The sequence below is a fragment of the Streptomyces sp. NPDC054863 genome (genome assembly GCF_053610825.1).
The window spans coordinates 38,273-63,068 of the sequence record NZ_JBSGZD010000016.1 but is presented as its reverse complement, the minus strand read 5'-3'; the positions used below and the strand labels follow the sequence as shown (position 1 = coordinate 63,068).

The 24,796-nt window shown below is 72.2% G+C and carries 22 protein-coding genes; 8 read left to right on the top strand and 14 right to left on the bottom strand.

Features of this window, described 5'->3' with window-relative positions; genetic code table 11:
• Nucleotides 1–383 (bottom strand): MerR family transcriptional regulator (locus ACWGIG_RS05800; protein WP_453320265.1); only part of this gene is annotated, 383 nt, incomplete at its 3' end.
• 59 nt (nucleotides 384–442) lie between these two features.
• On the opposite strand from ACWGIG_RS05800, the gene ACWGIG_RS05795 reads away from it, so the two are divergent.
• The gene (locus ACWGIG_RS05795; protein ID WP_453320271.1) at nucleotides 443–904 is read left to right on the top strand and encodes a DUF6194 family protein; all 462 of its coding nucleotides are present in this window, start codon (nucleotides 443–445) and stop codon (nucleotides 902–904) included.
• Here the strand turns inward: ACWGIG_RS05795 and ACWGIG_RS05790 are convergent.
• The gene (locus ACWGIG_RS05790) at nucleotides 873–2,342 is read right to left on the bottom strand and encodes a DHA2 family efflux MFS transporter permease subunit (protein ID WP_453320264.1); all 1,470 of its coding nucleotides are present in this window, start codon (nucleotides 2,340–2,342) and stop codon (nucleotides 873–875) included. The genes ACWGIG_RS05795 and ACWGIG_RS05790 overlap by 32 nt on opposite strands.
• A 95-nt stretch (nucleotides 2,343–2,437) precedes the next feature.
• Here ACWGIG_RS05790 and ACWGIG_RS05785 point away from each other — a divergent pair, with 95 nt between their 5' ends.
• The 4 genes from ACWGIG_RS05785 (at nucleotide 2,438) to ACWGIG_RS05770 (ending at nucleotide 6,102) form a co-directional block, all read left to right on the top strand.
• Nucleotides 2,438–2,827 (top strand): winged helix-turn-helix transcriptional regulator, encoded by a 390-nt coding sequence (locus ACWGIG_RS05785; RefSeq protein WP_453320263.1) that lies wholly within the window; start codon nucleotides 2,438–2,440, stop codon nucleotides 2,825–2,827.
• A 132-nt stretch (nucleotides 2,828–2,959) separates the two neighbouring features.
• Nucleotides 2,960–3,319, top strand: a complete 360-nt coding sequence (locus ACWGIG_RS05780) for a hypothetical protein (RefSeq protein ID WP_453320262.1) — start codon at nucleotides 2,960–2,962, stop codon at nucleotides 3,317–3,319.
• A gap of 135 nt (nucleotides 3,320–3,454) precedes the next feature.
• The gene (locus ACWGIG_RS05775; RefSeq protein WP_453320261.1) at nucleotides 3,455–4,999 is read left to right on the top strand and encodes a YfcC family protein; all 1,545 of its coding nucleotides are present in this window, start codon (nucleotides 3,455–3,457) and stop codon (nucleotides 4,997–4,999) included.
• A gap of 104 nt (nucleotides 5,000–5,103) precedes the next feature.
• On the top strand, nucleotides 5,104–6,102 hold the full coding sequence (locus tag ACWGIG_RS05770; RefSeq protein WP_453320260.1) for a fibronectin type III domain-containing protein: 999 nt from the start codon (nucleotides 5,104–5,106) through the stop codon (nucleotides 6,100–6,102).
• Here the strand turns inward: ACWGIG_RS05770 and ACWGIG_RS05765 are convergent.
• The 10 genes from ACWGIG_RS05765 to ACWGIG_RS05720 form a co-directional block, all read right to left on the bottom strand.
• On the bottom strand, nucleotides 6,099–6,662 hold the full coding sequence (locus ACWGIG_RS05765; RefSeq protein WP_453320259.1) for a hypothetical protein: 564 nt from the start codon (nucleotides 6,660–6,662) through the stop codon (nucleotides 6,099–6,101). The two genes, ACWGIG_RS05770 and ACWGIG_RS05765, sit on opposite strands and share 4 nt — an antisense overlap.
• An 83-nt stretch (nucleotides 6,663–6,745) precedes the next feature.
• Nucleotides 6,746–7,933, bottom strand: coding sequence for an FAD-dependent monooxygenase (locus tag ACWGIG_RS05760; RefSeq protein ID WP_453320258.1), 1,188 nt, complete (start codon nucleotides 7,931–7,933; stop codon nucleotides 6,746–6,748).
• Nucleotides 7,934–7,967: 34 nt separating this feature from the next.
• Nucleotides 7,968–8,168, bottom strand: coding sequence for a Trm112 family protein (locus ACWGIG_RS05755; protein WP_453320257.1), 201 nt, complete (start codon nucleotides 8,166–8,168; stop codon nucleotides 7,968–7,970).
• Nucleotides 8,155–9,123: a hypothetical protein gene (locus ACWGIG_RS05750; RefSeq protein WP_453320270.1), complete on the bottom strand. Its 969-nt coding sequence runs from the start codon at nucleotides 9,121–9,123 to the stop codon at nucleotides 8,155–8,157. Before ACWGIG_RS05750 ends, ACWGIG_RS05755 begins: the two co-directional genes overlap by 14 nt.
• 2 nt (nucleotides 9,124–9,125) lie before the next feature.
• Nucleotides 9,126–9,920 (bottom strand): class I SAM-dependent methyltransferase, encoded by a 795-nt coding sequence (locus ACWGIG_RS05745; protein ID WP_453320256.1) that lies wholly within the window; start codon nucleotides 9,918–9,920, stop codon nucleotides 9,126–9,128.
• The gene (locus tag ACWGIG_RS05740) at nucleotides 9,917–11,209 is read right to left on the bottom strand and encodes a condensation protein (protein ID WP_453320255.1); all 1,293 of its coding nucleotides are present in this window, start codon (nucleotides 11,207–11,209) and stop codon (nucleotides 9,917–9,919) included. Before ACWGIG_RS05740 ends, ACWGIG_RS05745 begins: the two co-directional genes overlap by 4 nt.
• A 292-nt stretch (nucleotides 11,210–11,501) precedes the next feature.
• Entirely contained in the window at nucleotides 11,502–15,674 is a 4,173-nt protein-coding gene (locus tag ACWGIG_RS05735) for an alpha-(1->3)-arabinofuranosyltransferase domain-containing protein (protein WP_453320269.1), read from the bottom strand.
• Nucleotides 15,671–16,420 carry a class I SAM-dependent methyltransferase gene (locus tag ACWGIG_RS05730; protein WP_453320254.1) on the bottom strand — a complete coding sequence of 250 codons (750 nt, stop codon included), beginning with the start codon at nucleotides 16,418–16,420 and terminating at the stop codon, nucleotides 15,671–15,673. The genes ACWGIG_RS05735 and ACWGIG_RS05730 overlap by 4 nt, the downstream gene beginning before the upstream one ends.
• A complete protein-coding gene (locus ACWGIG_RS05725; protein ID WP_453320253.1) occupies nucleotides 16,417–17,679 on the bottom strand; it encodes a glycosyltransferase family 4 protein in 1,263 nt (420 codons plus the stop codon). The genes ACWGIG_RS05730 and ACWGIG_RS05725 overlap by 4 nt, the downstream gene beginning before the upstream one ends.
• Nucleotides 17,680–17,886: 207 nt before the next feature.
• Nucleotides 17,887–18,864, bottom strand: a complete 978-nt coding sequence (locus ACWGIG_RS05720; RefSeq protein ID WP_453320252.1) for a DUF3068 domain-containing protein — start codon at nucleotides 18,862–18,864, stop codon at nucleotides 17,887–17,889.
• Between the two features lie 197 nt (nucleotides 18,865–19,061).
• Here ACWGIG_RS05720 and ACWGIG_RS05715 point away from each other — a divergent pair, with 197 nt between their 5' ends.
• Both ACWGIG_RS05715 and ACWGIG_RS05710 read left to right on the top strand, forming a co-directional pair.
• Entirely contained in the window at nucleotides 19,062–19,214 is a 153-nt protein-coding gene (locus ACWGIG_RS05715) for a hypothetical protein (RefSeq protein WP_362413969.1), read from the top strand.
• Nucleotides 19,211–20,479, top strand: coding sequence for a PucR family transcriptional regulator (locus ACWGIG_RS05710; protein ID WP_453320251.1), 1,269 nt, complete (start codon nucleotides 19,211–19,213; stop codon nucleotides 20,477–20,479). The genes ACWGIG_RS05715 and ACWGIG_RS05710 overlap by 4 nt, the downstream gene beginning before the upstream one ends.
• Before the next feature lie 148 nt (nucleotides 20,480–20,627).
• Here the strand turns inward: ACWGIG_RS05710 and aceB are convergent, their stop codons facing one another.
• Together aceB and ACWGIG_RS05700 are read right to left on the bottom strand one after the other, a co-directional pair.
• Nucleotides 20,628–22,253 carry a malate synthase A gene (aceB, locus tag ACWGIG_RS05705; RefSeq protein ID WP_453320250.1) on the bottom strand — a complete coding sequence of 542 codons (1,626 nt, stop codon included), beginning with the start codon at nucleotides 22,251–22,253 and terminating at the stop codon, nucleotides 20,628–20,630.
• 225 nt (nucleotides 22,254–22,478) lie between these two features.
• Nucleotides 22,479–23,141: a nucleotidyltransferase family protein gene (locus tag ACWGIG_RS05700; protein WP_453320249.1), complete on the bottom strand. Its 663-nt coding sequence runs from the start codon at nucleotides 23,139–23,141 to the stop codon at nucleotides 22,479–22,481.
• Between the two features lie 55 nt (nucleotides 23,142–23,196).
• Between ACWGIG_RS05700 and ACWGIG_RS05695 the strand changes: the two genes are divergently transcribed.
• The gene (locus ACWGIG_RS05695) at nucleotides 23,197–24,756 is read left to right on the top strand and encodes a serine/threonine-protein kinase (protein WP_453320248.1); all 1,560 of its coding nucleotides are present in this window, start codon (nucleotides 23,197–23,199) and stop codon (nucleotides 24,754–24,756) included.
• Nucleotides 24,757–24,796 lie beyond the last annotated feature (40 nt).

Below are 24,796 nucleotides of genomic sequence, written 5' to 3'. Positions count from 1 at the left end.
GGGCCGGTCGGCCCCGCGCGCGACGCGTCCGCCTCGGCCCCGATCGCGTGCAGGGCCTGCTGGGCGCGCAGGACCTCCGCGCGTTCCCCGGCGAGGCGGGCATGGACCGCGTTGACCGCCGTGGCCGCGTCGGTGAGCGTCGCGGTGCGCAGTTCCGTGAGCAGCCGGCGGGCCTCGACGGGGCCGGTGGCCACGGCCAGACCCCGGTAGGCGCGCAGGGCCTGGACATGGAGCGGTGTGTACGAGCGGTAGGAGCCGGCCGACCGTACGGCGGGCGGGATGACCCCCAGCCGCTCCAGATCGCGCACCTGCTGCACCGAGTAACCGGACTCCCGGGCCACGTCGACCGTACGGAGCGGTGCTGCCTGCGGTACCTCGGACATCGGCGAACCCCACACAAGCACTTGAAGGTGATGCTTGAACCATGAGCATCAACATGAGTATGGAACAGATCGTCACGGTCGTGCGGGGCCTGGACGGTGCGCTGGTGGTCGCCCCGCAGCAGGGGGACGACTTTCCCGAGCTGGTGTGGGGTGACGCGTTCTTCTACTACGCGCCGGACGGCCGGATGCCGACGAAGGTCCAGCCGTACGGGACGATCGTCACCAAGAACTATCCGGACGACACCGCGTCCGGCCTCGACCGCCCGGGGCACTGGCGGGTGAACGTCCACATCGACCGTGCGGCGTTCCGGGAACTCACGGGGGAGGAACCGCGCGCGCTCGCCGAGCCCCGGGACCACACGGCCGTCGACACCCTGCTGCCGCACCCCGTGTACGGATCGCTCGGCTGGATCTCCGTCGTCAACCCCGGCGGGCGGACGGCGGAGACGGTCGTACGCCTTCTGCGCTCCGCCCACGAGGCCGCCCGGGTCAGGTCCGTGCGGCGGATCGCTCAGGACTGACGGCCTCGGTGCCCTCGGCGCTCGTCCCCTTGCCCGCGCGGAGTAGCACCGCCGCCAGGACGAGCCCCACGGTGACCACCGACGCACCGACCCCGAAGGCGAGTTGGTAGCCCGAGTTGAGGGCGTCCAGCGGGGTGGTGCCGGTGGCGGTGAGGTCGGCCGTCCGGCCCGCCGCAAGCGACGTCAGGGCGGCCAGGCCGAACGAGCCGCCCACCACCTGCGTGGTGTTGAAGAGCCCGGAGGCGAGGCCCGCGTCCTCCGGCCGGGCGTCGGACATGGCGAGCCCCGTCATGGCCGGCATCCCGATGCCGAAGCCGATCGAGAGGAGCAGGATCGCGGGGAGGACGTCGGTCAGGTACGAGCCGCCGACCGGCGCTCGGCTGAACAGGACGAGGCCCGCGAGGATCGAGACCAGCCCGGCCGGCAGGACCGTACGAGGGCCGAAGCGGGTCGTGAGGCGAGTGGAGAGACCGAGCATCAGGGCGCCGATGACGAGGGGCGCGGGGAGGAACGCGAGACCGGTGGTCAGGCTCTCGTACCCCAGTACCTGCTGGAGGTAGAGCGCGCCGATGTACTGGAAGGCGTACATGCCCGCGATCGCCGCGATCTGTACGAGGTTCGCGCCGGTCAGGGTGCGGGAGCGGAAGATGCGCAGCCGCAGGAGCGGCTCGGCGGCGCGGGCCTGCCGGAGGGCGAACGCGGCGAGCAGCACGAGGGAGAGCGCGCCGAGGCCGAGGGTCCTGACGGATCCCCAGCCGTGCTCGGCGGTCTGGACGAGGGTGTAGACGCCGAGCATCAGGGCAGCGGTGACGAGGACAGCGCCGAGGTAGTCGGCGCCCTTGCCGAGTCCCGCGCCCTCGTCCGCGGACAGCACCCGCCACGCGGCGACGACGGACACCAGACCGATCGGCAGGTTGATCAGGAAGATCCAGTGCCAGGAGAGCGCACTGGTCAGGGCGCCGCCGAGGAAGGTGCCGAGCGCACCGCCCGCCGCGCCGGTCGCGCTGAAGACCGCGATGGCCTTCGCGCGCCCGCGTCCCTCGGGGAAGAGCGCGACCAGCATGCCGAGCACGACGGCCGTCGTCATCGCACCGCCGACGCCCTGGAGGGCGCGGGCCGCGATCAGCGTGCCCGGGGTGGTGGCGATCCCGCAGAAGAGGGACGCGAGCGTGAAGACCGCGAGCCCGGCCGTGAACATCCGCTTGCGGCCGATCAGATCGCCCAGTCGCCCGGCGAGCAGGAGCAGCCCGCCGAAGGGGATCAGATACGCGTTGACGACCCAGGCGACGCCGGCGGGGGAGAAGCCGAGGTCGCTCTGGACGGCGGGCATCGCGACGGTGACGATGTTGCCGTCGAGGATCGTCATCAGGGTTCCCGCGCAGAGGATGACGAGCGCGGTCCAACGGGACCGATCGGTGGCTGGCTTGAACCCTGACATGGTCTCTGACCTCCATAGGTGCACTACTTGTAACGGACCTTGTGACGGAGGAGATCGTGCGTGACCATGAGGGTCCGACGTAAGGAGGCACTTCCATGTCCCCCCGGAACACCGGTGTTACCTCGCAGGTCGTGAACGCGGAGGCCTGCCCCGTCCGCGAAGTTCTTGACAGGGTCGTAGGGAAGTGGAGCGTCCCGATCCTGATCGCCGCCGCGCACGGCCCGATCCGCTTCACCGAGCTGGAGCGGTCCATCGACGGCATCAGCCGCCGGATGCTCACCCTCACGCTGCGTGGTCTGGAGCGCGATGGGCTGCTGGTGCGGACGGTACATCCGACGGTCCCGCCGAAGGTGGAGTACGAGTTGACGTCCGTCGCCCGTGAGCTGCACTCCTCGCTCCTCGGGCTGACCAGTTGGGCCGAGCGGCACCGGGTCACGGTGGCGGAGGCGAGGGCGGCGTACGACGAGAGAAGTCAGCTTGTATGACCTATTTCGCTCACGGATAGTCGCGGAATCGATGGGCAACCTGGGGGCGTAATCAGCCCCCGTGAAGCCATCTCCGCTCTCTTCGACTGGGTGGTCAGCGGGAGCGATCGACCCGTCGAAGGGAGAGGGACCATGGAATCGAGCAGGCCGAGGGGGCGGCTCCGAAGGGCCGTTCCGGCACTCGCCGGGGCACTTCTGCTGCTGGTAGCGGTGCCCGCCGGTGCACAGGGGGCGTCCGGCTCGTACACGTACATCACGGCTTCCGGGCAGGCCGTCCAGGTCGCCGAACCGCCGAGCCATACCTGTCTGCCGTTCGTCAGCGGCGCGGTGCGGTTCTCGAACGGCACCACGGACACGGCGTTCCTGTACGCGGACGGCGCGTGCGGTGGCGGCTGGGCCCTGGTGGGAGTCGGGGCCACCTGGGACCAGACGGGCGTGCCGGCGGGGAGCGTGCGGCTCGGTTCGACCGCACGGGCAGCAGAAGGGGAGTAGCGGAAGGGGCGGGCCGGGGGCCGTCATGTGCCGGGCGCACTGCCCGGGGGCCCCGGCCGTCCTCCTGCGGATGCGGGGTCGCGGCTCCTGTGATCCATTGATCGCCAGGGTCAGGGACGAGCCAGGGGCTGAGCGATGAGTACAGCGACCTCACCGGACGCGGAGCCGGGAGCGGCCCCGGAGCCGCCTCCGGGCGGCAGGCGGAAGTTCAGCTTCCCCAGTGCCCTCACCATCCTGGTCGTCGTCACGCTCGGCGTCTGGCTGCTCGCCTTCCTGATCCCTTCCGGTGCGTACGACCGGGACAAGAACGGCTCGCCGGTCCAGGGCACGTACCACCGCGTCCCCTCCGACCAGAGCTTCACCGATCGGCTGAACGACCTCTTCCTTTCGCCGGTGAACGGGCTGTACGGGGTGCAGGACGCCGAGTCGGGGCAGGTCGGGCCCGATCTGGCGGGCGAGCTGTACGGCAGTGCGGGGGTCTTCCTCTTCGTGCTCGCCATCGGCGCATTCATCACCGTCGTCTTCGCGACCGGCGCCCTCGACCGGGGCATCGGCCGCCTCGCCCACCGGCTGCGCGCGCGAGGGGCGCTGCTGATCGCGGGCGTGATGCTGGTCTTCGCGCTGCTGGGCACGGTGGAGGGCTTCGCCGAGGAGACCCTCGGCTTCTACGGGCTGATCGTGCCGCTGATGCTCGCCCTCGGGTACGACCGGATGGTGGCGACCGGCACGATCATCCTCGGCGCGGGGGTCGGGGTGCTGTGCTCCACCGTGAACCCCTTCGCGACCGGCGTCGCCTCGTCGGCCGCCGGGATCTCGCTCGGCGACGGCATCGTGCTGCGCGCGCTGATGTGGGTGGTGCTGACGGGTGTCACGGTCGCCTACGTCATCCGGTACGCGCGCCGCGTTCAGCGCGACCCGGGCCGCTCGATCTCCGGCTTCCTCGCGGGCGACCGCGAACAGTCGGCGGTGGAGGCCGAGGAGCCGCTGCCGCTGACCGCCCTGCACAAGGTCCTGCTCGTCCTGGTCGCGGTCACCTTCGCCTTCATGATCTTCTCGGTGGTGCCGTGGTCCAGTGCGCTGACCGGGGACGCCGACGCGACCCCCTACGGCTTCGAACTCGGCTGGTCCTTCCCGCAGTTGGCGGCGCTCTTCCTGGTGGCCGCGGTCGTGGTCGGTCTCGTCGCGCGCTTCGGCGAGCAGAAGCTGAGCGCGACGATCACGCAGGGCGCGGCGGACTTCATCTCCCCGGCGCTGGTGATCGTGCTCGCACGCGGGGTCACCGTGATCATGAACAACTCCCGCATCACCGACACGGTGTTGAACGCCGTGGAGGGCGTCGTCACCGGTACCTCCTCCGCGCTCTTCGCCGTGATCGTCTTCGTCGTGAACCTGCCGCTCGCCTTCCTGATCCCCTCCACGTCCGGCCACGCGACCCTCGCGATGCCGATCCTCGCGCCGCTCGCCGACTTCGCGGGCGTACCGCGCGCGGTGGTCGTCACGGCGTGGCAGTCCGCGAGCGGGCTGATGAACATGTGGGTGCCGACCACCGCCGTGACGATTGGCGGGGTGGCGCTCGCCAAGGTCGGGTACGACAAGTACCTGCGGTTCGTGTGGCCGCTGCTGGCGGTCCTGTTCCTCCTGATCGGCGGCTTCGTGGCGGTGGGGGCGGTCATGACCTAACGGCGGCTCCCGTGCGCGACCCCTTGTCCGGGGTGGCCAACCGTGGCATACAGGTCTGGACCATTGCCCCCGTCCTTCCGACGAGTGCTCACGGATCCCCACGGATGAGAGGTCCAGCCGTGCAACGCCCCACCGTATGCGCCGTGTTGACCTGTTCCCTGCTGCTGCTCACGGCGACCGCCTGCGGCGGCGGCTCGCACGCGGCGCCGCCCGCCGACCGTTCGAAACCCTCCACGCCCGCCGGGGTGACGGCCCAGGCGGGCAGTGCCACCTCCGTCCACGTCATGTGGAGCCCGTCGACGGACGACCGGGGAGTGGCGGGCTACGAGGTCTACGAGAAGGGGAAGAAGGTCAGGGCGGTCGCGGCGCAGACCACCATGGTCGACGTCGACCGCCTCGCGCCGTCGCGGTCCTACGCCTTCACCGTCCGCGCCCGGGACGCCGCGGGAAACCTCTCCGCCCCGAGCGCCGCGGTCTCCGCGAAGACCCCGGCCCCCACCCCGGACGACCGCACGCCACCGACCAGCCCCACTGCCCTGCGGGGCAAGGTGAACGGCGCCCGCTCGGTGACGCTCTCCTGGGGGCGCGCCAAGGACGCCGCCGGCATCACCTCGTACGACATCTACCAGGAGGACTCCCGGATCCACAGCGTGCGTGGCACCGAGACCCGCACCCGGATCGACGGGCTGCGCCCGGGCACGGTCTACACCTTCACGGTGCGGGCGCGGGACGCCGCCGAGAACTCCTCCAAGGACAGCGAGGCCCTCGATCTGACGACGGCTTCGGCGCCGGGTTCAAGGCCGTCCACCGCCCCGACCGGCCTGACCGTGACCGCGCGGGCCGAGGCGGGGGAGCGCACCCTCGCACTCCGCTGGACCCAGCCGCGTACCGGCGGCGAGGTGAAGGAGTACCAGCTGTACTTGAACGGCGCGTTCGCCACGACGATCGCGTGGGGCGCACCCCCGCCGCCGGGGCCGGTGACCTACACCCTCACCGTCGCCGAACCTCCCGGCACCCGCTACACCGTCAAACTGCGCGCGAAGCTCCCGGACGGCAAGTGGGGCGACTTCTCGGCGCAGCGGACGGTGGTGGGCGCCGGCTAGTCGCCGGGCGGGGTGGTGGCGGGCTCCGGGAGGTTGTCGACCGTGGCGAGCGCGGTCTGTGCGGCGGCTCCCAGGTCTCCGCCCGCCCGGCCCGCGCGGGAGGTCAGATAGCACTCGCGGCGGGCCTTCTTCAGGTGGTCCTTGACCGACTCGGGGCGCCTGTCGAGCTGTTCGGCGAGCCACGGCACCGGGGCCTGGACGCCCTTGTCGACCAGGTCGCGGTAGGTGAGGCACAGCACGGCGAGATAGCGCGCCGAGACGCCCTCGTCGGCTCGCAACTCCTTTGCGAGTGCTGCCAGTTCGACGAGCCGACCGTGTTCAGCCTGCCACGGCGGGGAGGTGGGTGCGATCTCCTGGGCCTTCTTCACCGCGCCCGCGAGATCGAGCCCGCGCAGCACCGTCGTCGAGATGCCGCGGGCCACGTCGCCCGGCGCCGCGTCCGGCTCGGCCTCGATGAGGATCTTCTGCGGGCCGCCGGACACGGCGCCCTCGGGCCACCACATGGTGACCCACCACGGGCCCTTGAACTGGACGACTTCGAGTCCTTCGCTGAATGGCATGCAGACACCCTAGGTCATTCCACCCTGGGTGGTCAATGGTGGGTGGAGTGGGTCCTGTGCGGGTGCGTGGTGGCGCCGTCGGCTCAGCTCCGCTTCAGGGACCGGCCGCCGAACGACCGGCTCCCGTCCGCCCGTTGCCAGAACGCGTCGAGGTCGGGCCCGCTCATGCCGCCCCAGTCAGGAGTGGCCTGCACCAGCGACCGGCCCAGGTTCCGCCCCAGGTCGACCATGGTGCGGCCCGCCGGGGTGCGGTCGGCGTCGTACGCGGCGAGGGCCTCGGCCGGGGTGGGTGCGCCGACCAGGGCCGACTGGAGTGCGGTGGCGTCCTGAAGGGCCTTCACCGCGCCCGCCCCGGTGTGCGGGCGGGCGACCGTGGCGGCGTCGCCCACCAGGGCGAGGCGGTCGGTGGCGTAATGGGGTGCGGTGAAGTCGTGGAGGGGCTGGACGAAGCGTTCGTCCTGCGGCGTCGCCTCTATCAACGAGGTGAAGAAGGGCGGCAGTCGGTGTGCCGTGATCTCGGAGAGACGGGTGGCGAGTTCGGAGGTGAGGGTGCGCTGTCCGTCGGCAGGGAGGGTGTACCCGGGCGGCGGGGTGGTGTAGAAGACCCAGTTCACCCGGTGGCCGCCCGCGTCGTCGGGGATGCGGTAGATGACGATGTGGCCGCCGTCGAAGACCACGTAGGCGGCCTCGTCCGTAGGCCACAGGTGTGCGTCGGGCAGCTCCGACTCCGGGTAGGCGCCCCGCCAGGCGAGATAGCCCGCGTACTCGGGGACGGTGGCAGGGCAGGCCACCGTACGGACCAGGGAGCGCAGCCCGTCGGCGCCGACGGCGACGTCGTACAGCTCGCCGTCCAGCTCGACCCCGCGCGACGTGAGCCGGACCTGCTTCACCGCCGTGCCGGTGCGGAAGTCCACCGAGCCGGGGACCCGGGCGCGCAGCTCGCGCCAGAGCGGCCCCCAGTTGTACGTGCGGAACGCGAACGGCATCTCGGTGAGGGGGCGGCCGAGCGGCGACGGCGCGGCGTCGTCCCGTACGTACCAGGTGCGGTGGGTCAGCCCGATCCACGGCATGTCCGCGTCCATGAACCCGGCCGCCTCCAGCTCCGCGTACCGCAGGCCGTGCATGGCCAGCCCCACGCCACGCTCGGCCAGTCGGCCGCCGGCCCGCTCGTACACGGTGATGGCGTCCGCGCCGCCCCGGTGTGCGGCCAGCGCTGCCGCGCAGCCCGCGATGCTGCCGCCGACGACGGCGACCCTGCTTCCCCTGATCATGCGCCCATTGTGGCAGGGGGGTTCGCGGTGTGGATCAGTGCGAGGTGAGGCGGTGGTGCTCCGCGTCGTCGACCTGTTCGCCGGAGGACGGCAGGAGTTGGGGGATGCCCTCGACGATCGGGTAACGCCGGTGCAGACGCGGGTTGTAGAGGGCGTCCTCGGCGGGGAGCAGGGTGAGAGGGCCCTTGTCGAGGGGGCAGGCGAGGATCTTGAGGAGCGGGTCAGCGGGGTTCATGGCTCACTTCCTTTTCGGACGGGGGCTCTGCGGGGCTCGGCTTTTCGGGGTCCGGCCTCTCGGGCACGGGCCTTGTGGAGGAGGGCTTCTCGGAGGAGGGCAGGGCCAGGAGGACCGCCACCGCCAGGAGCGCGCCCGCGACCCGCATGGCGAGGCGCAGCGGGTCGTCCGGGAGGGACTCGCCGAAGGCGAGGGTGCCGAGGGTGGCGGTGTACAGGCAGGACGTGGTGGTGCAGACGGGCACGACGAGCGAGGCCCGGCAGCGCTGCAGCGCGGTCTGCGAGAGGACCAGGCCGGTGCCGCCGGTGACCAGGAGCACATACGGGTACGGGGAGGCGAGGATCGCGACGGCGGTGCCGGGCAGGTCGCGGAAGTCCAGGAGGGCGGAGACGCCCTTGATGGCGAGGGAGCTGACCCCGTAGACGAGGCCGACGGCCACACCGTACGGAACACCGCTGGTGGGAGCGGCATGGGCGCCGCCCTTGCGGTCCGCCGCGACGTACACCCACACCCCCGCGCCGATGCTGACCCCGCTGAGCAGCAGGATCAGCGGCGCGGGTGAGTACGCACCGATCACTTCGCTGCTCTCGTTCAGGGAGAGCACCACCATCAGCAGGGCCGCCACGATCGCCGCCATCGCGTACCGCTCCCGGCCCGACGTGCGCTCGCCGAGCGTGCGCGAGGACAGCAGCAGGAGCAGGACGAGGCCGGAGATGAAGAGTGCCTGGGCGACGGCCATCGGAAGTGTGCGGTAGACCACGAGCTGCGCGGCGAACCCGCCCGCCAGTGCGAGCGAACCGCCGATCCACGGCAGGCTGCCGAGCAGCAGGCGCACGGCGCGCGCGGGACGCCGGATGTCGAGCCCGGGCAGATTGCCCAGTGCCTGCTTCTGGAGTACGAAACCGCCGCTGTAGAGGACGTTCGCGAACAGCGCGGCTGCCACGCCCCACCACATCATCAGCGGCTCCGCTCTCCAGGGGGGTCGTCCCGTCGCCGCCTGGCGTGCACCAGCAGGATCGAAGCGGCGGACGGAGCGGCGCAGGCCAGCCGGTCCAGCGGGCGCAGCGGACGCGGCACGCCGTGGAAGGGCGCGCCCGCGATCCGTACGACCTCGAAACCGGACGCGGTCAGGAACTCGCGCAGGGCGCGCGCCGTGTAGAGCCGCAGATGTCCGACGACTTCGCGCCCCGGCCGCCCGTGGATGCCGCGCAGACTGACCTCCGAGAACACCGGCTGCACACCGGCCAGCAGGAGGGCCCGGTTGTACCAGGCGGCCAGATTCGGCGTGGACAGCATCAGATGCCCCCCGGGTGCGAGCACGCGCCGGATCTCGTCCAGTGCGCTGTCCGGATCGACGAGGTGCTCGATCACCTCGCTGAACAGCACCGCGTCGGCCGCCCGGTCGGCGAACGGCAGCCCGCCGTCGGTGAGTTCACCCCGTACCGCACTGATGTCGCGCGGTACGGCCGCGAACCGGGCGGACGCGCGGCGCAGCGCGTCCTGCGACCAGTCGACGCCGACGATCCGGTGCCCGGCGAGCAGGGGAGCGGCGGTCACGGCGGCGGTGCCGTCGCCGCAGCCGATGTCGAGGACGGTGGCGCCGGAGGTACCCGCCAGGGCCCCGGCGAGCATGCGGGCCTGCCGCAGGCTGCGGGCGTCGCCGGAGGCCACGGGCACGGCCGGGTTCTCGTAGAAGTCACGAAGGTGCGGAACGGGAGTGTCGGAGCCGGTGTCGCTGATGGAGGTCGTCATGGTGAACTGCCTTCCTCAGCAGTGGAATTGAGGTGCTTCTCGAAGAGTTCGCGCAGATGGTCGCCGTCCCGCGGGCCGAGGAGCGCACCCGACCAGCGCAGGGCGAGGTGCAGCCGTCCGTTGGTGCTGGCGGTGGTCACGGTCAGTCCGCGCGGCATCCGGGCAGGCGCCGAGAACCACACGGCGGTGGCCCGCCCCACCCCCTCGCCGAAGTCCAGCGGATACGGCACCCGCCCGATGTTGCTGAGCAGCGTCGTCGACGTCCACGGTGCGACCGCGCGCCGCAACTGCCGGGTGAGGACGGCCCGCAGGGCCACGGGAACGACCGGGGCGGTGAGCAGCGCCGCACCGTGGCCGAGCTGGGGCCGGGTCTGCGACTTCAGGGCGCGGGTGCGGTAGGCCGTCCGGCGCAGCAGTTCCCCTGTCTCCTCCGCCAACTCCTCGTCCCTGAAAGGGACTTCGACCAGTCTTGTGCCGTTACCGATGGGCATGTCCAGCCCTCTGGGACGGTCGTCCACCGGCATGGTGATGCGCAGGGGGCGCGGCGGGGTGCCCTGCTCCCGGTTCCACTCGGAGATCATGCGGGCGGTGGCGACCATCAGCTGGTCGTTGACGGTGTACGGGGCGGAGCGCGGCCGGCGCGGCACGGGCAGGTCGGCGACGAGGATGCCGTTGCCGGGCGCGACGGAGGTGCCGTGCGCGACCCGGGCGACGGGGGCCAGTCCGACGGAAGGGGCCTGCAGCTGAGGATGGCTCTCGGGGCGCGCGGGGGTCGCGCCGACGGTGGGCGAGTTGTCCCTGCCGCCGTAGAGCTCGGCGGCGGTCGCCAGGATGCGGAGGCAGGCGGGGCCGTCGAGGGCGGTGTGGTTGATGACCAGGACGAGGACGTTCCCGATGGCTTCGAGCCGGATGGGCGGCGAGAGGGAGAGCGGCGGAGCCTGGGCGAGGGCCCGCTCCCGGGCGCGGGGCAGCGCGTCGGGCCCCGGCTCGTGGAAGGTGACGACGCTGTCGGTGTCGGGACGAGGGGTGAGCTCCCACTCGTAACGCCGCCGGTACCAGGGGCCGGGGGCCTCGCGCATCAGGATCCGCGGATGACGCCGGAGCGCTTCGAGGAAGGCGGTGCGGAGGCGGTCGGGGTCCGGGGGCCCGGCGAGGTGCACTTCGATGTGCACGGTCTCGGGTTCGGCGGGGTCGAGGCAGTGGCGGGTGATTTCGTCTACGACGGAGAAGGGGGTGCGGGTGGGGCGGGGGCGGGTGGGGTGCGGATCCGGGTGGTGCACGGTGGTCATCGTCCGATCTCCTTGAGAGCGTGGGAGCGGTGGCGGGCGCGTGCGGTCGGGAGGGCTGGGGCCGCAGTGGGGCCGCCCCCTTGCCCACCCGTTCCGCCCCCCGGGGGGCGGCCCCGCTGCCCAAGCGGGCTGGGGGTCGGCGGCGTCAGCCGCCCAAGGGGACGGAGGGCCGGTGGCGTCAGCCGCCCACGGGGGCTCGGGGGCAGGCAGTTAGGGGCGCGGGGAACTGCGCGGCCGGCCACGACGTGCCCGCGCGATGACCACCCCGCCCCGCGCCCAAGCGGCCGGTCCCTCACTCCTGCTCCCGCCCCCGGCTCCACCTGTCCCCGACCGTCACCACCGCCGCGACCACCGCCACCAGCGTCAGGACCTGGGCCAACGGCCCGAACGCCCCCGTCTGCGCGGACGCGGGAGACCCCGCGCCCCAGGCGGCAGCCACTCCCGCCCCCGCCATCGCGAGCAGCGCGATCGGCGGCAGCAGGGTGTGCCGGAAGTGGGCGACCGCCGCCAGGGCGGGGACCAGCAGGGCCAGCGGGCCGGCGACCAGCACCATGACGACGGTCAGCGCTGCCAGGCCCAGTACCGGCCCTGGTGCCGGGGACGCCACCGGTGGCGACGCGGGCTCCGCCGCCGGATCCCGCCTGGACCACACCACCAGCCCGATCAGCGCCAGCAGCGCGACCCCGCCGCCGATCAGGCCGCCCACGTACCACCCTGCAGGCGTGAACTCCAGCCGGACCGTGCCGCCCTCGCCCTCCGGGACCAGCCAGCCCTGCTGCCAGCCGTCCAGACGGACCGGGGTGAGCTCCTTGCCGTTGAGGGTGGCCTGCCAGCCCGGGTTGGAGTTCTCGTACATCTGGAGGTACGAGGCCTGGCCCGCGCCGACCTTCACCGCCCGGTCGTCGCCCGACCAGTCGTTCACCTTCAACTCGCGTACGGCGGAGGAGGGCTGGGGCAGGTCGCCCCGCTGCAACGTGATGTCCGTGATCGCGAGCGGACCCACGTCGCCCGCCTCCACCCGGTGGGTCCCGGGGCTCAACTGGGCCTTTCCGTCCCGCTGTTCACCGGCACACAGGGAGACATCGATCGGCCGCCGCTCCGTCAGGTCCCGGAGGCTTCCGCGTGCGCTCGTCGCATGCAGCGTGCCGTCGATGGAGAGGATCGGCCCCTGCCCGCACGGCAGCGCGAAGGTGCGGGACGGATCCGGCTGCGGCACCCGGAAGTCCTCCAGCGCGGGTACGTACACCTCGCTGAGGCCGACCGGAAGCTGCAACTCGCCCTCCGCCACCGGGTTGTGGATGGTCAGGGGGGCGACCTTGGTGATGGTGATGTCGAGCCGGTCGGTGGTGATCGGCTCGAAGCGAGCGAGACCGTTCTGGTCGACGGAGGACGTCGCCGCACCGTCCGGCGAGCTGATCTCCACCTGCTCGGGCCGGGTCGAAAGCCCGCCCGCCGCCGCGAACACGATCTCTCCGACCGGTCGCTTCTCCGGCCAGCGCAGATGCAGCACGGACTTGTTGCCCGAGATCCAGGACGTGGTCAGGTCGCCGTCGACCAGGTTGCGTGGCGTGAGCGACGAGCCGAGCCTGGCCGTCGAGTCCGCGGTCGCCGTCAACTGCCGCCGCTGGTCCGGCGCGATGCCGTACAGCAGCCGGTCCAGGGCTTCGCCCGGCACCGGCAGCGCCGTCGCCCGCAGCGCGTACGCCCCGTCCTCGCGCGTCGTGAACTGCCGGTGCAGTCCCACCTCCGCCGACACGGGCGAAAGCCCGCCGGGGTCGCTGCCCCGGTGCAGGGAGATCACATTGGGGTCCGCGTCCGAATCGCGCGCATCCCCCGGGCCTGCGGCGGCGCCCGACTCCTCCGGGAGAGCGAGCAGCTTCGTCACCTGGACACCGGGCACGTCCACCGCGGTGAAGCCCGCGCCCATCAGCCCGGGCCGCCCCTGCTGCGCCTCCTCGATGGTGAGACGCAGCCAACTGGCTTCACCCTCGGGTGCTTTGACCATCTGCGGCAGCCCGTTCGGCTGGAGGGGGCTCGTCGCGGAGCCCCGGTCCGTCTCCACCCGTACGACCGTCGGAGCCGCCCGTACCCCGTCGGAGGGCAGGGGCGTCACCCGTATCGACGACGGGACGGCGACCCGGTTCGTGAAGTCGATGCGCAGCCACTGGCCCGCCGGCTTCGCCGGGCTGCCCTCGGCCCACGCCGTGTCCGGGTTGCCGTCGAAGGCGTTCACCGGGTCGTACTGCGGCAGGTGGAACAGCCAGTTGCCGCTGCTGGAGGCCGTCACCGACTTCGCGCCGCGCAGTACCGCCGTCGTCTGGTGCTTCGCGCCCTTTGTCGGCAGGATCTGGCGCGGCTCACGGCCGGGGTCCTGGACGTTGCCCGGGAGATTGCGTTCCTTCGCGGTGTAGGTGTACGAGGTGTTGGTGTTGACCAGGCCGAACCTGGTGTCCGCGCGCCGCATGCCGTCCCCGGCCGCGAGCACCGGAGGAGCCCCGAGGCCGGGGGAGTTGTCCCCGGCGAGCACGGCGGGCCGGTTGCGCATCCCCTTGTCGGCCGACAGTTGCAGCAGCGACTCGGGGCCGCCGCTCACCACGGCGGTGTCCGCGACCGGCTTCAGTCCGGCCCTTCCCGGTGCACGGGCGCCGGCGGGCGGTTCGTACACCTCCACCGCCTGCTGCCTCGGGTAGAGGCCCTCGACCTGCACGGGAGTGTCGTCGGGGATGCGCCCGCCGGTCAGCACCTGGCCGAAGCCGGTGACCCTGGTGTACCCGGACGACTCCAGCGTCCGCTTCACCGTCTGCGGCGGTACGTAACCGATCTGGTCGGGGTCGAGGTCGTTGCGCACGACGACGTAGTGGAGTCCGGCGCGGCCCAAGTAGTTGGACAGGCCCGGTACTTCACCGCCCGACATCAGCGCCTGCTCGACCGCGTCGAGGGCCCGCCGGTTGCCCGGGCCGCCGAACGGTACGAAGTCCCTTTGCGCCCAAGGCGATTCGGCGAGGACGTCCAGCGGCTGGTCGATCGTCGAACCCCAGGTCTGGATGCCGTGCGCGGTCGCGGGGACCACCAGGGCCCGGGTGTCGGGGGAGTACTCCTTCAGCCAGCTCGCCGTCTGCTCCCAGTGGTCGGGAAGCTTGGTGAAGGCGCCCGGCTGGAGGATGCTGCCGTTGACGTACGGCAGCAGCAGGCCCGGCAGCACGACCAGCGCCGCCAGCGCCGGGGCGAACCTGCGGCCCGGCAGGCGCCGCGCGCCCCGCCGCTCCATGGCCACCGCCACCGCGTGGATCAGCCCCAGCACCAGGACCAGTGCGAGGCCCGACTGGAACTTGTAGATGTTGCGGAACGGGACCAGCCAGCCGTTCAGCCAGTCCTGCACCGTTCCGGGGAAGAGCGCGCCCAGCGAACCCGCGTACCCGGCAAGGGTGATGAGCACCACGGACAGCACCACGAGCAGCAGCCAGCGCCGCTCCGGCACGTCCCGCCTGGCCAGGCCCGCGAGCCCGATCGCCGCCGCGAAGGCCGAGCCGAGGACCGCGAGCACCGACGTGGCGACCGTCCACCCGGCGGGCAGCCAGGAGTCCCCGAAGTGCAGATACGCCGTCCAGTTGCCCGCGCCGCGCAGCAGCTCCGTCGCGGACATGGTGCCGGTCGTGGTCTCGGCCTGCTCCACGTACGGCATGAAGTTCTCGCCGTGGATGCCCAGCATGAGCAGGGGAACCACCCACCACAGGGTGGCGAGGAGCACCCCCGGCACCCACCACCCGATCTGCGCGCGCTTGCGCGGACCGGCGGGGCGGCTCAGCAGATACAGGGCCACGGGCAGCAGGGCGGCGAGCGTGGACGCCGCGTTCACCCCGCCCATGAAGGGAATGACGAGAGCCGAGCGGAGGGCCGAACTGCGGGCACTCAGACGGGAGTTCACCAGCGGAAGCAGGACCCACGGGAGCAGTGCGCCGGGCAGCGCCGCCGCCGACGTCGAACCGATGACGATCGTGTACGTCGGCCACAGCGCGTACGCCGCCGCCCCGAGCAGCCGGGCCGGCGACGAACCGACCCCCAGCCGCTCGGCGAGCCGCAGCGCACCCCAGAACGCCACCGTCACCACGAGCGAGAGCCACAGCCGCTCGGCCAGCCACACCGGCAGCTGCACCAGGTCGGACAGGGCGTAGTACGGCAGCATCGGGAAGGCGTAGCCCACGTACTGGTCGAAGATCCCGCCGAACCCGGCCCGCGAATGCCACAGCTCACCGAGGTCCGCGAGGAACTTGAACGGGTCGGCGGCCACCCCGAGCTTCGTCTCGAAGCTCATCTTCCCCGGCGAGACCGCCAGGAAGGCGACCAGTACGGCCGCCCAGAAGCCGAACAGCCACTTCCGTGATCTGGGCCCGTCACCAGGACCGCCGCCGGGCGGCGGGGCCGCGTGCGACGGCGGGTGGGGCGGAGCCTGGAGCGTGCTGGTCATGGGCACCGCCGGAGGATGAGGAGGAGGTTCCAGGTGGCGAACTCGCGCAGCACCGGCACCTTGGGGGCGAGTGCCGGCAGCAGCGGCCAGTAGCGGGCCCGCGCCGACACGACCGACACGTCGCTGCGCGCCCTGACCGTGCGCAGCGTCGTGCCGACATGGATCGGGAAGAGGTTCTCGCCGAGCGTGTGCTTGGCGGGCCGGCCGGTGCGCCGCTCGTAGCGGCGGCGGGCCCGGTCGGCGCCCAGGTAGTGCCAGGGCGCCCACTCGTGGCCGCCCCACGGCGAGTACCAGTTGGTGAACGCGACGTAGATCAGTCCGTCCGGGCGGGTCACCCGCACCATCTCGCTGAGGAAGGTCTGCGGATCGGCCACGTGCTCAAGGACGTTGGACGAGAAGCACACGTCGGCCGCCCCGTCGGCGAGCGGCAGCAGATAGCCGTCCGCGACCACCGCGCCCTCCGGCGGCTTCCGCCCGTGGGACGTCAGCTCCCGGACGTCCGGCTCGAAGAGGTAGCTGTGCGCGCCGCGCCGCCGGAACTCCTCGGCGAAGTGCCCGCTGCCGCCGCCGACGTCCACCACCACCCGGCCCTCCAGAGGGACGTACCGCTGTACTTGGTCGGCGGCGTCCCGGGCGAGCAGCGAGTAGCAGTGGTCGGGGTCGTGCTGCTCGCGCAGGAAGGCCCGGAAGAGGGCGGCGGAGCGGCGGAAGGAGGGGTCCCTGAGGGTGCGGCCGGTGCTCGTCATCGCAGTGCGACCGCCGCAGCTGCCGCGGCGACGGCGGCGGTCGCGGTCGAGACCGCCCCGGCAGTCCCGGCGGTCCCTGTGGTGTCCGGTGCGTCGGCCGCCGGCGCCGGGGTGTCCGGTGCTCCGACCGCTTCCGCGGCGACCGCACGGAACTGGCTGACCGTGCTCGACCAGCGGTAGCGCTCCGCACGGAGGGCCGCGGCCCGGCCCATCGCCTCGCGGCGTTCCTTGCTGAGGGCCAGCGCGCACCACGCGGCGGCGAACGAACTCTCGCCGCGCGCCAGCACGCCCGTCACGCCGTCGTCGATCGAGTCCCGCAGCCCCGGTACGTCGAAACCGATCGACGGGGTGGCTCTGGTCGCCGCCTCGGTGACCACGAGACCCCACCCCTCGACGGCGGAGGGGTGCAGCAACAGCCAGGAGGAACAGAGGAGTTGGTGCTTCTCGGCCTCCGAGACGTATCCCTTGAAGACGACGTCGGGTCCGGCCATGGCCTCCAGCCGCTGCCGCTCCGGGCCGTCGCCGACGATCACCAGCCGGCCGCCGGTCACCGGGCGGACCCGCTCCCACAGGCGCAGCAGCAGATCGATGCGCTTGTACTCGACGAGTCTGCCCATCGCCAGGAACACCGGCTCGGTCGAGCGCGGCGAGCGTGGGCCGGGGTCCTCGACCCCGTTGTGGACGACGCGGATGCGGCTGCGGTCCACGCCGAGCGCGCCGAGCGCGTCCGCCGTCGACGCGGAGACCGCGACCAGGAGGTTGTTGCGCTGGGCCGCGGACAGCGCCCAGTGCTCAAGACGGCGGCCGAGCCCGGCGGCGGGGCCGGGGAAGCGCATGCCCCAGAGGTCGGTGTGGACGTGGTTGACCAGGCAGACGGTGGGGCCCCGGTGCCAGAGCGGGGTCAGATAGGGCAGCCCGTTGCAGACCTCGACCATCAGGTCGCAGCCGCCGACCTGCCGGTCGAAGGCGCGGCGGGCCTTCAGGAAGTGCCCCAGGTCGCCGCCCGCCGACACCACCCGGTAGTTGCGGTACGCGGCCGGGCCGCCGCACAGCAGCGTCACCTGGTGGCCGAGCGCGGTGAGCCCGTCCGCCAGCCGGTCGACGAGGAGCTCGGAGCCGCCGGCGGCCGGATTGCCCAGATCGCGGCGGGAGAGGAAGACGATCCTGCGGGGACGGGTGGACGGCTCCTGAGGTTGTGGGGGCCTCAGCGCCTGGAGGGGTTGCACATCGTTCAGGGTGGGGGGTACGTGCTGGGGCATCCGAGCTCCAACTCGTTTCGAGGGTGCGGAACCAATGGGTCAGCGTGCGTGTTGTGCTCTGTGTGCCTGCTGTGCGGTACTCCGTGTGGGGTGGGTAGGTAGTTTTCGCCACACTGTTCGGGGCGGCTACTCACCTGGGTGACAATTTCGGCACCGATATCAGCTGATGCCTCATCACAAAGTGCAGTCGGTAAGTGAGTCGGGGAATTACGGTGCTGTCCCGGTGGCCCGGTCCGCCCCCCGGGCCGGTGCCTGCCGCCCCCGTACGACGAAGACGAGACCCGTCGCCGCCAGCACCGCACCCGCCGCTCCGCCGCCCATCGGCAGCGTCTCGCTCACCAGCCGCAGCTTGTCGCTGCTCGCGCTGGCCCCCGCCACCTGCTTCTGCTGGGTGGCCTCGGTGAACTCCATCCGCCGGCTGTCCAGCAGCACCATCGAGTCCTTCTTCGAACCGGGCGCCCGCACCGTCTTGCGCGGGCCGATCATCGCGTTCAGGATCTGGCCGGTCCGCCGGTCGACGACCAGCTCGATGCCGTGGTTGGCGTACCACTCCTCGGCCAGTACCTGACCCCGGTCCGGCAGCCCGACCAGGCGTCCCGGGACCATCCGGGTGCCGGTCTTCGTCGGCGGCACGGAGCCGGTGAAGCGGTAGCCCTCGTACCCCTGGATCTTCTTCGTACCGGCGAAGCGGAGGGTGACGGTGGAGCCGAGTGTGCCGTCCCACCAGCGGTAGGAACGCTTCTCGACGTCGAAGGGGAACTTCAGGTACGCCTCGCCGTCGAAGACCGGCTGCTCCTTGCAGCAGTGCACGGGCTCGTTGGTGCGGCGGTCGGTGACCCAGCGCTCCAGGGTCCACTGGAGCGAGTCCGTGGTGTCGGCCGCGGGCAGCGTGTCCTCGGTGTCGATCGAGGTGGACACGTCCCAGATCGCCCGGCCGGCCTTCGTGCTGTCGGCGACGTCGCCGCGCACCTGCCGGGTGATCGTGAGGGGCTTTCCGGCGACGGTCCGGATGGCCTTCGTGTCGAAGTAGCTGCCCGTGCCGGTGAAGACCGTCGTGGTGTCGATGTCGACCGGGGTGCTCTTGGCGCGCGGGCCGACGTACCAGGCCAGCAGCGGTGCGAGGACGAGGAGGAACACGCCGGTGCCGAGCAGTACCAGCGACAGCGGGGAGGCGGTGCGACGCATGCGGGCGCTCCAGAGTGGGCCGTGGCGGAGGGGAAGGTCGTGCGGAGGCGGTGCGAGGAAAGCCGGGCGAATACGTGCACTGTGCGTATGGGCCGGGAACCGTAGGCGTGGTCTTGACGGACTGTCAATCACCTGATGAAACTGTGGTCTTGCTGTCGGGCTGCCGGTGGGGACCAGCGTCAGAGAGGCCTCCCGCCATGCCCAGACTGATCTCCGCGCTACTGACTTCGCTCGCCGCCGCCGCGCTCGCGGTGGGTGCGGCGTTCGGCATCGTGGCGCTCCTGAACGCGACTCCGGAGCAGCCCAATGTGCCTCTGATCAGCTACGAGACGGGGACACCACGGAAATGAACGGGACCGGGACCGGGGCTTCACTCGCCGAAACGCAGTCGGCGTGGGTGGACGTACCGAGACTCCAGGTACGACAGTTCACCGACCGGGCCCTGGCCGAGGTGCCCGCACTCGCCCAGGAGATCCTGGACGCGATCTGCCGCGAGCACCCCCGGATGCCGCTGATCCTCGACGAGCAGGGCGACCTGATCGCCCTCGTCGGCATCCGGCGCGCCCTGGAGGACTTCGTGCAGCACCTGGCGCGGCAGGACGGCCGGCGGCCCCTCCTGCACCTGGAGGTGTTCCAGGAGTTCGGCCGCGGCGAAGGGCTGCACGGCCGCACGCTGGACTCCCTCCAGGCGGTCTACCGGCTGGGGGTGCGGCTCGCCTGGCGGCGACTGGCCGAGATCGGGCAGCAGGTGAGCATCCCGCCGCCCGCCATGTACGAACTGGCCGAGGCGGGGTTCGCCTTCCTGGACGGTCTGGTCGACGAGTCGGTACGCGGCTATGCCGAGGCGGCGGCCCGGCAGGCGGGCGAACGGCTGCGTCTGCAAAGGAAGTTGGCCCAGGCGATCCTGTGCGAACGGGAGGAGGGCAGGGGGCGTGTCGACCCCGCGGAGTCCCTCGCCGAGCTCGGCGCGCACGCCGCGAGGATCGGCTGGACGCTGCCCGAGCGGGTCGCGGTCGGAGTGCTGCTGCGGCCCTCGCGGGACTGCGTCGCCCCGGCGGTCGGCGACGAGGTCCTGCTCGACATGGAGAGCGAGCAGCCGCTGATGGTCGTACCGGAGCCTCAGCTCGCGGGCCGCTCGGAGCAGTTGCGGCGGGCGACGAACGGCTGGACGGGAGCGCTCGGCCCCGCCGTACCGCTCGCCGAGGCGGCGAAGTCGCTGCGCTGGGCGTCGGCGGCGGTGGGGCTCATGGAACGGGGCCTGCTGCCGTCGGGCGGGCTGCTGCACTGCACGGAGCACACCGAGGCGCTGGTGCTGCTGCCGCCGGAGGAACTGATCGGCGATCTGACGGCGCGGTGCCTGGCGCCGCTGGCGGGGTGCGGGCCGACCCAGGGCCGCCGGCTCGCGGAGACGCTCCTCGCGTGGCTGGAGACGCGGGGCGGCGCGCCGGAGGTGGCGGCGCGGCTGGGGGTGCATCCGCAGACGGTGCGGTACCGGATGCGGCAGATCAGGGAGTTGTGGGGGGCGGAGGTCGACGATCCGGATCGTCGCTTCGAGCTGGAGCTGGTGTTGCGTGCGCAGCGGTTGAGGGGGGAGCTGGCGGAACCGATCCGCTAGGCGCGGGGCGGGGCGGGGCGGGGCGGTCCGGGCGGGGAGGGCGGGGCGGGGGGTGGGTGCGTATCTGCGGGTGCGTCGTGGCTGGTCGCGCAGTTCCCCGCGCCCCTAAATGCCTGCCCCCGCCCCCCCCGCCCCCCCAGCGAGGGCCTCAGCCCACCAGCTGCTCATATGCCGGGAGTGTCAGGAAGTCCGCGTAGTCCGCGTCCAGCGACACCGTCAGCAGCAGGTCGTGTGCCTGCTGCCACTTCCCCGCAGCAAACGCCTCCTCGCCCAACTCGGCGCGGATAGAGGCCAGTTCCTCGGCCGCGATCTTCCGGGTCAGTTCCGCCGTCGCCTTCTCGCCGTTCTCGAAGACGACACCGGCATTGATCCACTGCCAGATCTGGGAGCGGGAGATCTCGGCCGTCGCCGCGTCCTCCATCAGGTTGAAGATGGCGACCGCGCCGAGCCCGCGCAGCCACGCCTCGATGTAGCGCGTGCCGACCTGGACGGCCGCGACCAGGCCCGCGTACGTCGGCTTCGCGTCGAGCGAGTCGATCGCGATCAGATCACCGGCCGCCACCGACACGTCCTCGCGCAGCCGCTCCTTCTGGTTCGGCTTCTCGCCGAGGACCGCGTCGAAGGAGGCCATGGCGATGGGGACGAGGTCCGGGTGGGCGACCCACGAGCCGTCGAAGCCGTCGCCCGCCTCGCGGTCCTTGTCCGCCTTGACCTTCTCGAAGGCGACCTTGTTGACCTCGGCGTCGCGACGGGACGGAATGAAGGCCGCCATGCCGCCGATGGCATGCGCGCCGCGCTTGTGGCAGGTGCGGACCAGGAGCTCGGTGTAGGCGCGCATGAAGGGCGCCGTCATCGTCACCGCGTTGCGGTCCGGCAGGACGAACTTCGCGCCGCCGTCGCGGAAGTTCTTCACGATCGAGAAGAGGTAGTCCCAGCGGCCCGCGTTCAGTCCTGCGGCGTGCTCGCGGAGCTCGTAGAGGATCTCCTCCATCTCGTACGCGGCCGTGATCGTCTCGATCAGGACGGTCGCGCGGACGGTGCCCTGCTCGATGCCCACGTAGTCCTGCGAGAAGACGAAGATCTCGTTCCAGAGGCGGGCCTCCAGGTGCGACTCCGTCTTCGGCAGGTAGAAGTACGGGCCCTTGCCGAGCTCGATCAGCCGCTTGGCGTTGTGGAAGAAGTACAGGCCGAAGTCGACCAGCGCGCCCGGGACGGTGTTGCCCTCGGCGTCGCGCAGGTGGCGCTCCTCCAGGTGCCAGCCGCGCGGCCGCATGACGACCGTGGCGAGCTCGGAGTTGTCCTTGAGGGCGTAGGACTTGCCGGACCTCGGGTCCGTGAAGTCGATGTTGCGGGTGTACGCGTCGATCAGGTTGCGCTGGCCGAGGACCACGTTCTCCCAGGTGGGAGCGGACGCGTCCTCGAAGTCGGCGAGCCAGACCTTCGCGCCCGAGTTCAGGGCGTTGATGGTCATCTTCTGGTCGGTCGGACCGGTGATCTCCACCCGGCGGTCGTTCAGCGCGGCCGGGGCCGGTGCGACCTTCCAGGAGTCGTCCTCGCGGATCGCCGCCGTCTCGGGCAGGAAGTCCAGCGAGGAGGTGCGGGCGATCTCGGCGCGGCGCTCACCGCGGCGGGCCAGCAGCTCGTTGCGGCGGGGTGTGAACCGCTGGTGCAGCTCGGCCACGAACGCGAGGGCGGCGTCGGTCAGTACCTCGTCCTGCCTCGGCAGGGGCTCGGCGTCGACGATGGCCAGCGGGGACGGCGCTGGTGCGGACATGAGCTGTCACTCCTTCGCGGGCGGTGCCTTCGCGACCGCCGGGCAGCCGTCACGGCACGGAGTGCCGAGGGTGCCGAGATACGGGCGCGGGCGCCGTCTGATGTGTTTCGGTCGATCAGGCGCTTCTGATCAGTGGATATTAGTTTCCTCATGGTGGAAGTTCAATGGTTTGTTGATGTCGAGATTCTTCGGGGCGACAGATCGTGGCCCTGGGTGCCGCCGCGCTCACTTCAGGTGGGCGAGGTCGCCGGGCAGGTCGATGTCGTACGCCTCGGCCACGTCCCCGCACTCGACGAGGGCGAGCTCCGCCGCGTGCTCCTTCAGATAGGCGCGTGCCCCGCGATCGCCCACCGCAGTCTTCGCGACCTCCGCCCACCTGTCCGCCGCGAACAGCACCGGGTGCCCGCGTTCCCCCTCGTACGAAGCGGCGGCAAGACCCGTCCCGCCCGCGGCCAGCACCCGCGCCACCGCCTCGGGTCCGATCCCCGGCTGGTCGACGAGCGAGACGAGCGCGGTCGTACAACCGGTCCTGGCGGCGAGGTGGTTGAGGCCCGCGCGGAGCGAGGTGCCCATGCCCTCGGCCCAGTCGGGGTTGTCGACCGTGACGCATCCGTCCAGCCGCGCCCGTGCCCGTACCTGCTCCGCCGCCGCGCCCAGGACCACATACACCTGCGCACAACCGCCCTCGCGCAGCACCCGCACCGCGTGTTCGACGAGCGGGCGGCCCCGGTGCTGAAGGAGCGCCTTCGGCCTGCCGCCGAGGCGTCGGCCGCCCCCCGCGGCGAGCAGCAGGCCCGCGGTGCCGGTGCTGTCCGGGGCGCGCGCGGCTCCCGTGGTGTCCACCGTGTGCGTGTCGTGTGCGTGGTGCGATGTCGATGCAGGCGCCATGGTCCCTGGATACCTCAGATACGGTCGAACGTACGTCACCGGAGGGACAGGCGAGTTGAGTGCGGACGGGGCCTTCGGGCCACTGAAGGAGCAGGACCCGCGGACGGTCGGGGGATACCGGCTGGTCGCGAGGCTGGGCGCGGGCGGGATGGGCGACGTCTTCCTGTCCCACACGCCGGGCGGCAGGGCGGTGGCCCTCAAGGTGATCCGGCCCCACCTCACGGGGGACGCGGAGTTCCGCCGCCGGTTCCGGCAGGAGGTGCGGGCGGCGCGGCAGGTTGCGGGACTGCACACCGCGCCCGTCATCGACGCCGAGACCGAGGGTGAGATGCCCTGGCTGGCCACCGCGTACGTGCCGGGCCCCTCGCTCGCGGAGGCGGTCGCCGCGCACGGGCCGCTGCCCGTCTCCTCCGTACTGCTGCTGGTAGCGGGGGTCGCCGAGGCGCTCCAGGCGATCCACGCCTGCGGCATCGTGCACCGCGACCTCAAACCGTCCAACGTCCTCCTCGCGTCCGACGGCCCCCGCGTCATCGACTTCGGCATCGCGCACGCCGCGGGATCCGGCTCGCTCACCGCGACCGGCATCGCCGTCGGCACACCCGCCTTCATGTCCCCCGAGCAGGCGGAGGGCCGGCCGATCAGCGGGGCGACGGACGTGTTCTCGCTCGGTCTGATCGCCTCGCAGGCGGCCACCGGCAGCCCGGCCTTCGGCGACGGCACCCCGCACGGGGTGCTCTACCGCATCATTCACGAGGCGCCGCGGATCGGGGCGGTCCCGTGGCAGCTGCACGAGCTGATATCCCGCTGCCTGGTCAAGGATCCCGCGGCCAGGCCCACCCCCACCGAGGTCATCGGCCTGTGCCGGGCGGCGGCCGGGGGCACGGGACTGCGCAGGGCGGAGAACTGGCTGCCGCCCGCACTGACCGCCGCCATCTCGGCCCGGCCGGCGGTGCCGGCGGCGGGGACACCGGGCGCGGGGACACCGGGTGCGGGGACCGGGGCTGGGGCCGGTGCGGCGGGTTCGCCCGCCACGCCGCCGGGTGTGTTCGGGCCGCCGGTCGCCCAGCCGTACGGGTACCCCGCCCCGCCCCCGCAGCAGATGCCGCCGCAACCGCAGCAGATGTCGCCGCCCCCGCAGGGGTACGCGGCGTACGCCTATCCGCAGCCGAACTCCCCGAGGGAGGTGCCCCCCTTCGGGACGGGACCGGGTCCGGCAGCAGGACCGGGTCCCGCGGCGGCTTCGGACGCGGCCCCCGGGGCGCCCACCGGCAGCAGCGCCGTCGCGAACGCAAAGCCGCACCCCCGTTCCCGTCGTACGGTGGCGCTCGGCGCGGCAGCGGCAGTGATCGTCGTCGGCGGGCTCGGCGCGGGCGGCGCGTACCTGCTGACCAAGAACGATCCGGCCGGCAACGACAAGCCGTCGGGGCAGCACGGCCAGACGCAGCAGCCCGGATCCGCGGGCGGCCCGGACGAGACCTATCCGCCGGGCCCTGAAGCCTCCTCCGTACCGCCGGAGTCGCTGGACACCCGCAAGAAGGGCACCCGGGCCCCGGCGCTGAAGGTCCCGCCGTCGGCGCGCAACGCGGTCCCGGACGGGGAGACCAAGGGGCCCTAGCGCCCCGGCGCCCCGCGCCCTAGTCCTGGAAGGAGCCGTC

Bases quoted from the DNA above. Each gene is read 5' to 3' on its own strand.
- ACWGIG_RS05795 (WP_453320271.1), top strand. From the start codon at position 443: ATGGAACAGATCGTCACGGTCGTGCGGGGCCTGGACGGTGCGCTGGTG.
- ACWGIG_RS05790 (WP_453320264.1), bottom strand. From the start codon at position 2,342: ATGTCAGGGTTCAAGCCAGCCACCGATCGGTCCCGTTGGACCGCGCTC.
- ACWGIG_RS05785 (WP_453320263.1), top strand. From the start codon at position 2,438: ATGTCCCCCCGGAACACCGGTGTTACCTCGCAGGTCGTGAACGCGGAG.
- ACWGIG_RS05780 (WP_453320262.1), top strand. From the start codon at position 2,960: ATGGAATCGAGCAGGCCGAGGGGGCGGCTCCGAAGGGCCGTTCCGGCA.
- ACWGIG_RS05775 (WP_453320261.1), top strand. From the start codon at position 3,455: ATGAGTACAGCGACCTCACCGGACGCGGAGCCGGGAGCGGCCCCGGAG.
- ACWGIG_RS05770 (WP_453320260.1), top strand. From the start codon at position 5,104: ATGAGAGGTCCAGCCGTGCAACGCCCCACCGTATGCGCCGTGTTGACC.
- ACWGIG_RS05765 (WP_453320259.1), bottom strand. From the start codon at position 6,662: ATGCCATTCAGCGAAGGACTCGAAGTCGTCCAGTTCAAGGGCCCGTGG.
- ACWGIG_RS05760 (WP_453320258.1), bottom strand. From the start codon at position 7,933: ATGATCAGGGGAAGCAGGGTCGCCGTCGTCGGCGGCAGCATCGCGGGC.
- ACWGIG_RS05755 (WP_453320257.1), bottom strand. From the start codon at position 8,168: ATGAACCCCGCTGACCCGCTCCTCAAGATCCTCGCCTGCCCCCTCGAC.
- ACWGIG_RS05750 (WP_453320270.1), bottom strand. From the start codon at position 9,123: ATGTGGTGGGGCGTGGCAGCCGCGCTGTTCGCGAACGTCCTCTACAGC.
- ACWGIG_RS05745 (WP_453320256.1), bottom strand. From the start codon at position 9,920: ATGACGACCTCCATCAGCGACACCGGCTCCGACACTCCCGTTCCGCAC.
- ACWGIG_RS05740 (WP_453320255.1), bottom strand. From the start codon at position 11,209: ATGACCACCGTGCACCACCCGGATCCGCACCCCACCCGCCCCCGCCCC.
- ACWGIG_RS05735 (WP_453320269.1), bottom strand. From the start codon at position 15,674: ATGACCAGCACGCTCCAGGCTCCGCCCCACCCGCCGTCGCACGCGGCC.
- ACWGIG_RS05730 (WP_453320254.1), bottom strand. From the start codon at position 16,420: ATGACGAGCACCGGCCGCACCCTCAGGGACCCCTCCTTCCGCCGCTCC.
- ACWGIG_RS05725 (WP_453320253.1), bottom strand. From the start codon at position 17,679: ATGCCCCAGCACGTACCCCCCACCCTGAACGATGTGCAACCCCTCCAG.
- ACWGIG_RS05720 (WP_453320252.1), bottom strand. From the start codon at position 18,864: ATGCGTCGCACCGCCTCCCCGCTGTCGCTGGTACTGCTCGGCACCGGC.
- ACWGIG_RS05715 (WP_362413969.1), top strand. From the start codon at position 19,062: ATGCCCAGACTGATCTCCGCGCTACTGACTTCGCTCGCCGCCGCCGCG.
- ACWGIG_RS05710 (WP_453320251.1), top strand. From the start codon at position 19,211: ATGAACGGGACCGGGACCGGGGCTTCACTCGCCGAAACGCAGTCGGCG.
- aceB (WP_453320250.1), bottom strand. From the start codon at position 22,253: ATGTCCGCACCAGCGCCGTCCCCGCTGGCCATCGTCGACGCCGAGCCC.
- ACWGIG_RS05700 (WP_453320249.1), bottom strand. From the start codon at position 23,141: ATGGCGCCTGCATCGACATCGCACCACGCACACGACACGCACACGGTG.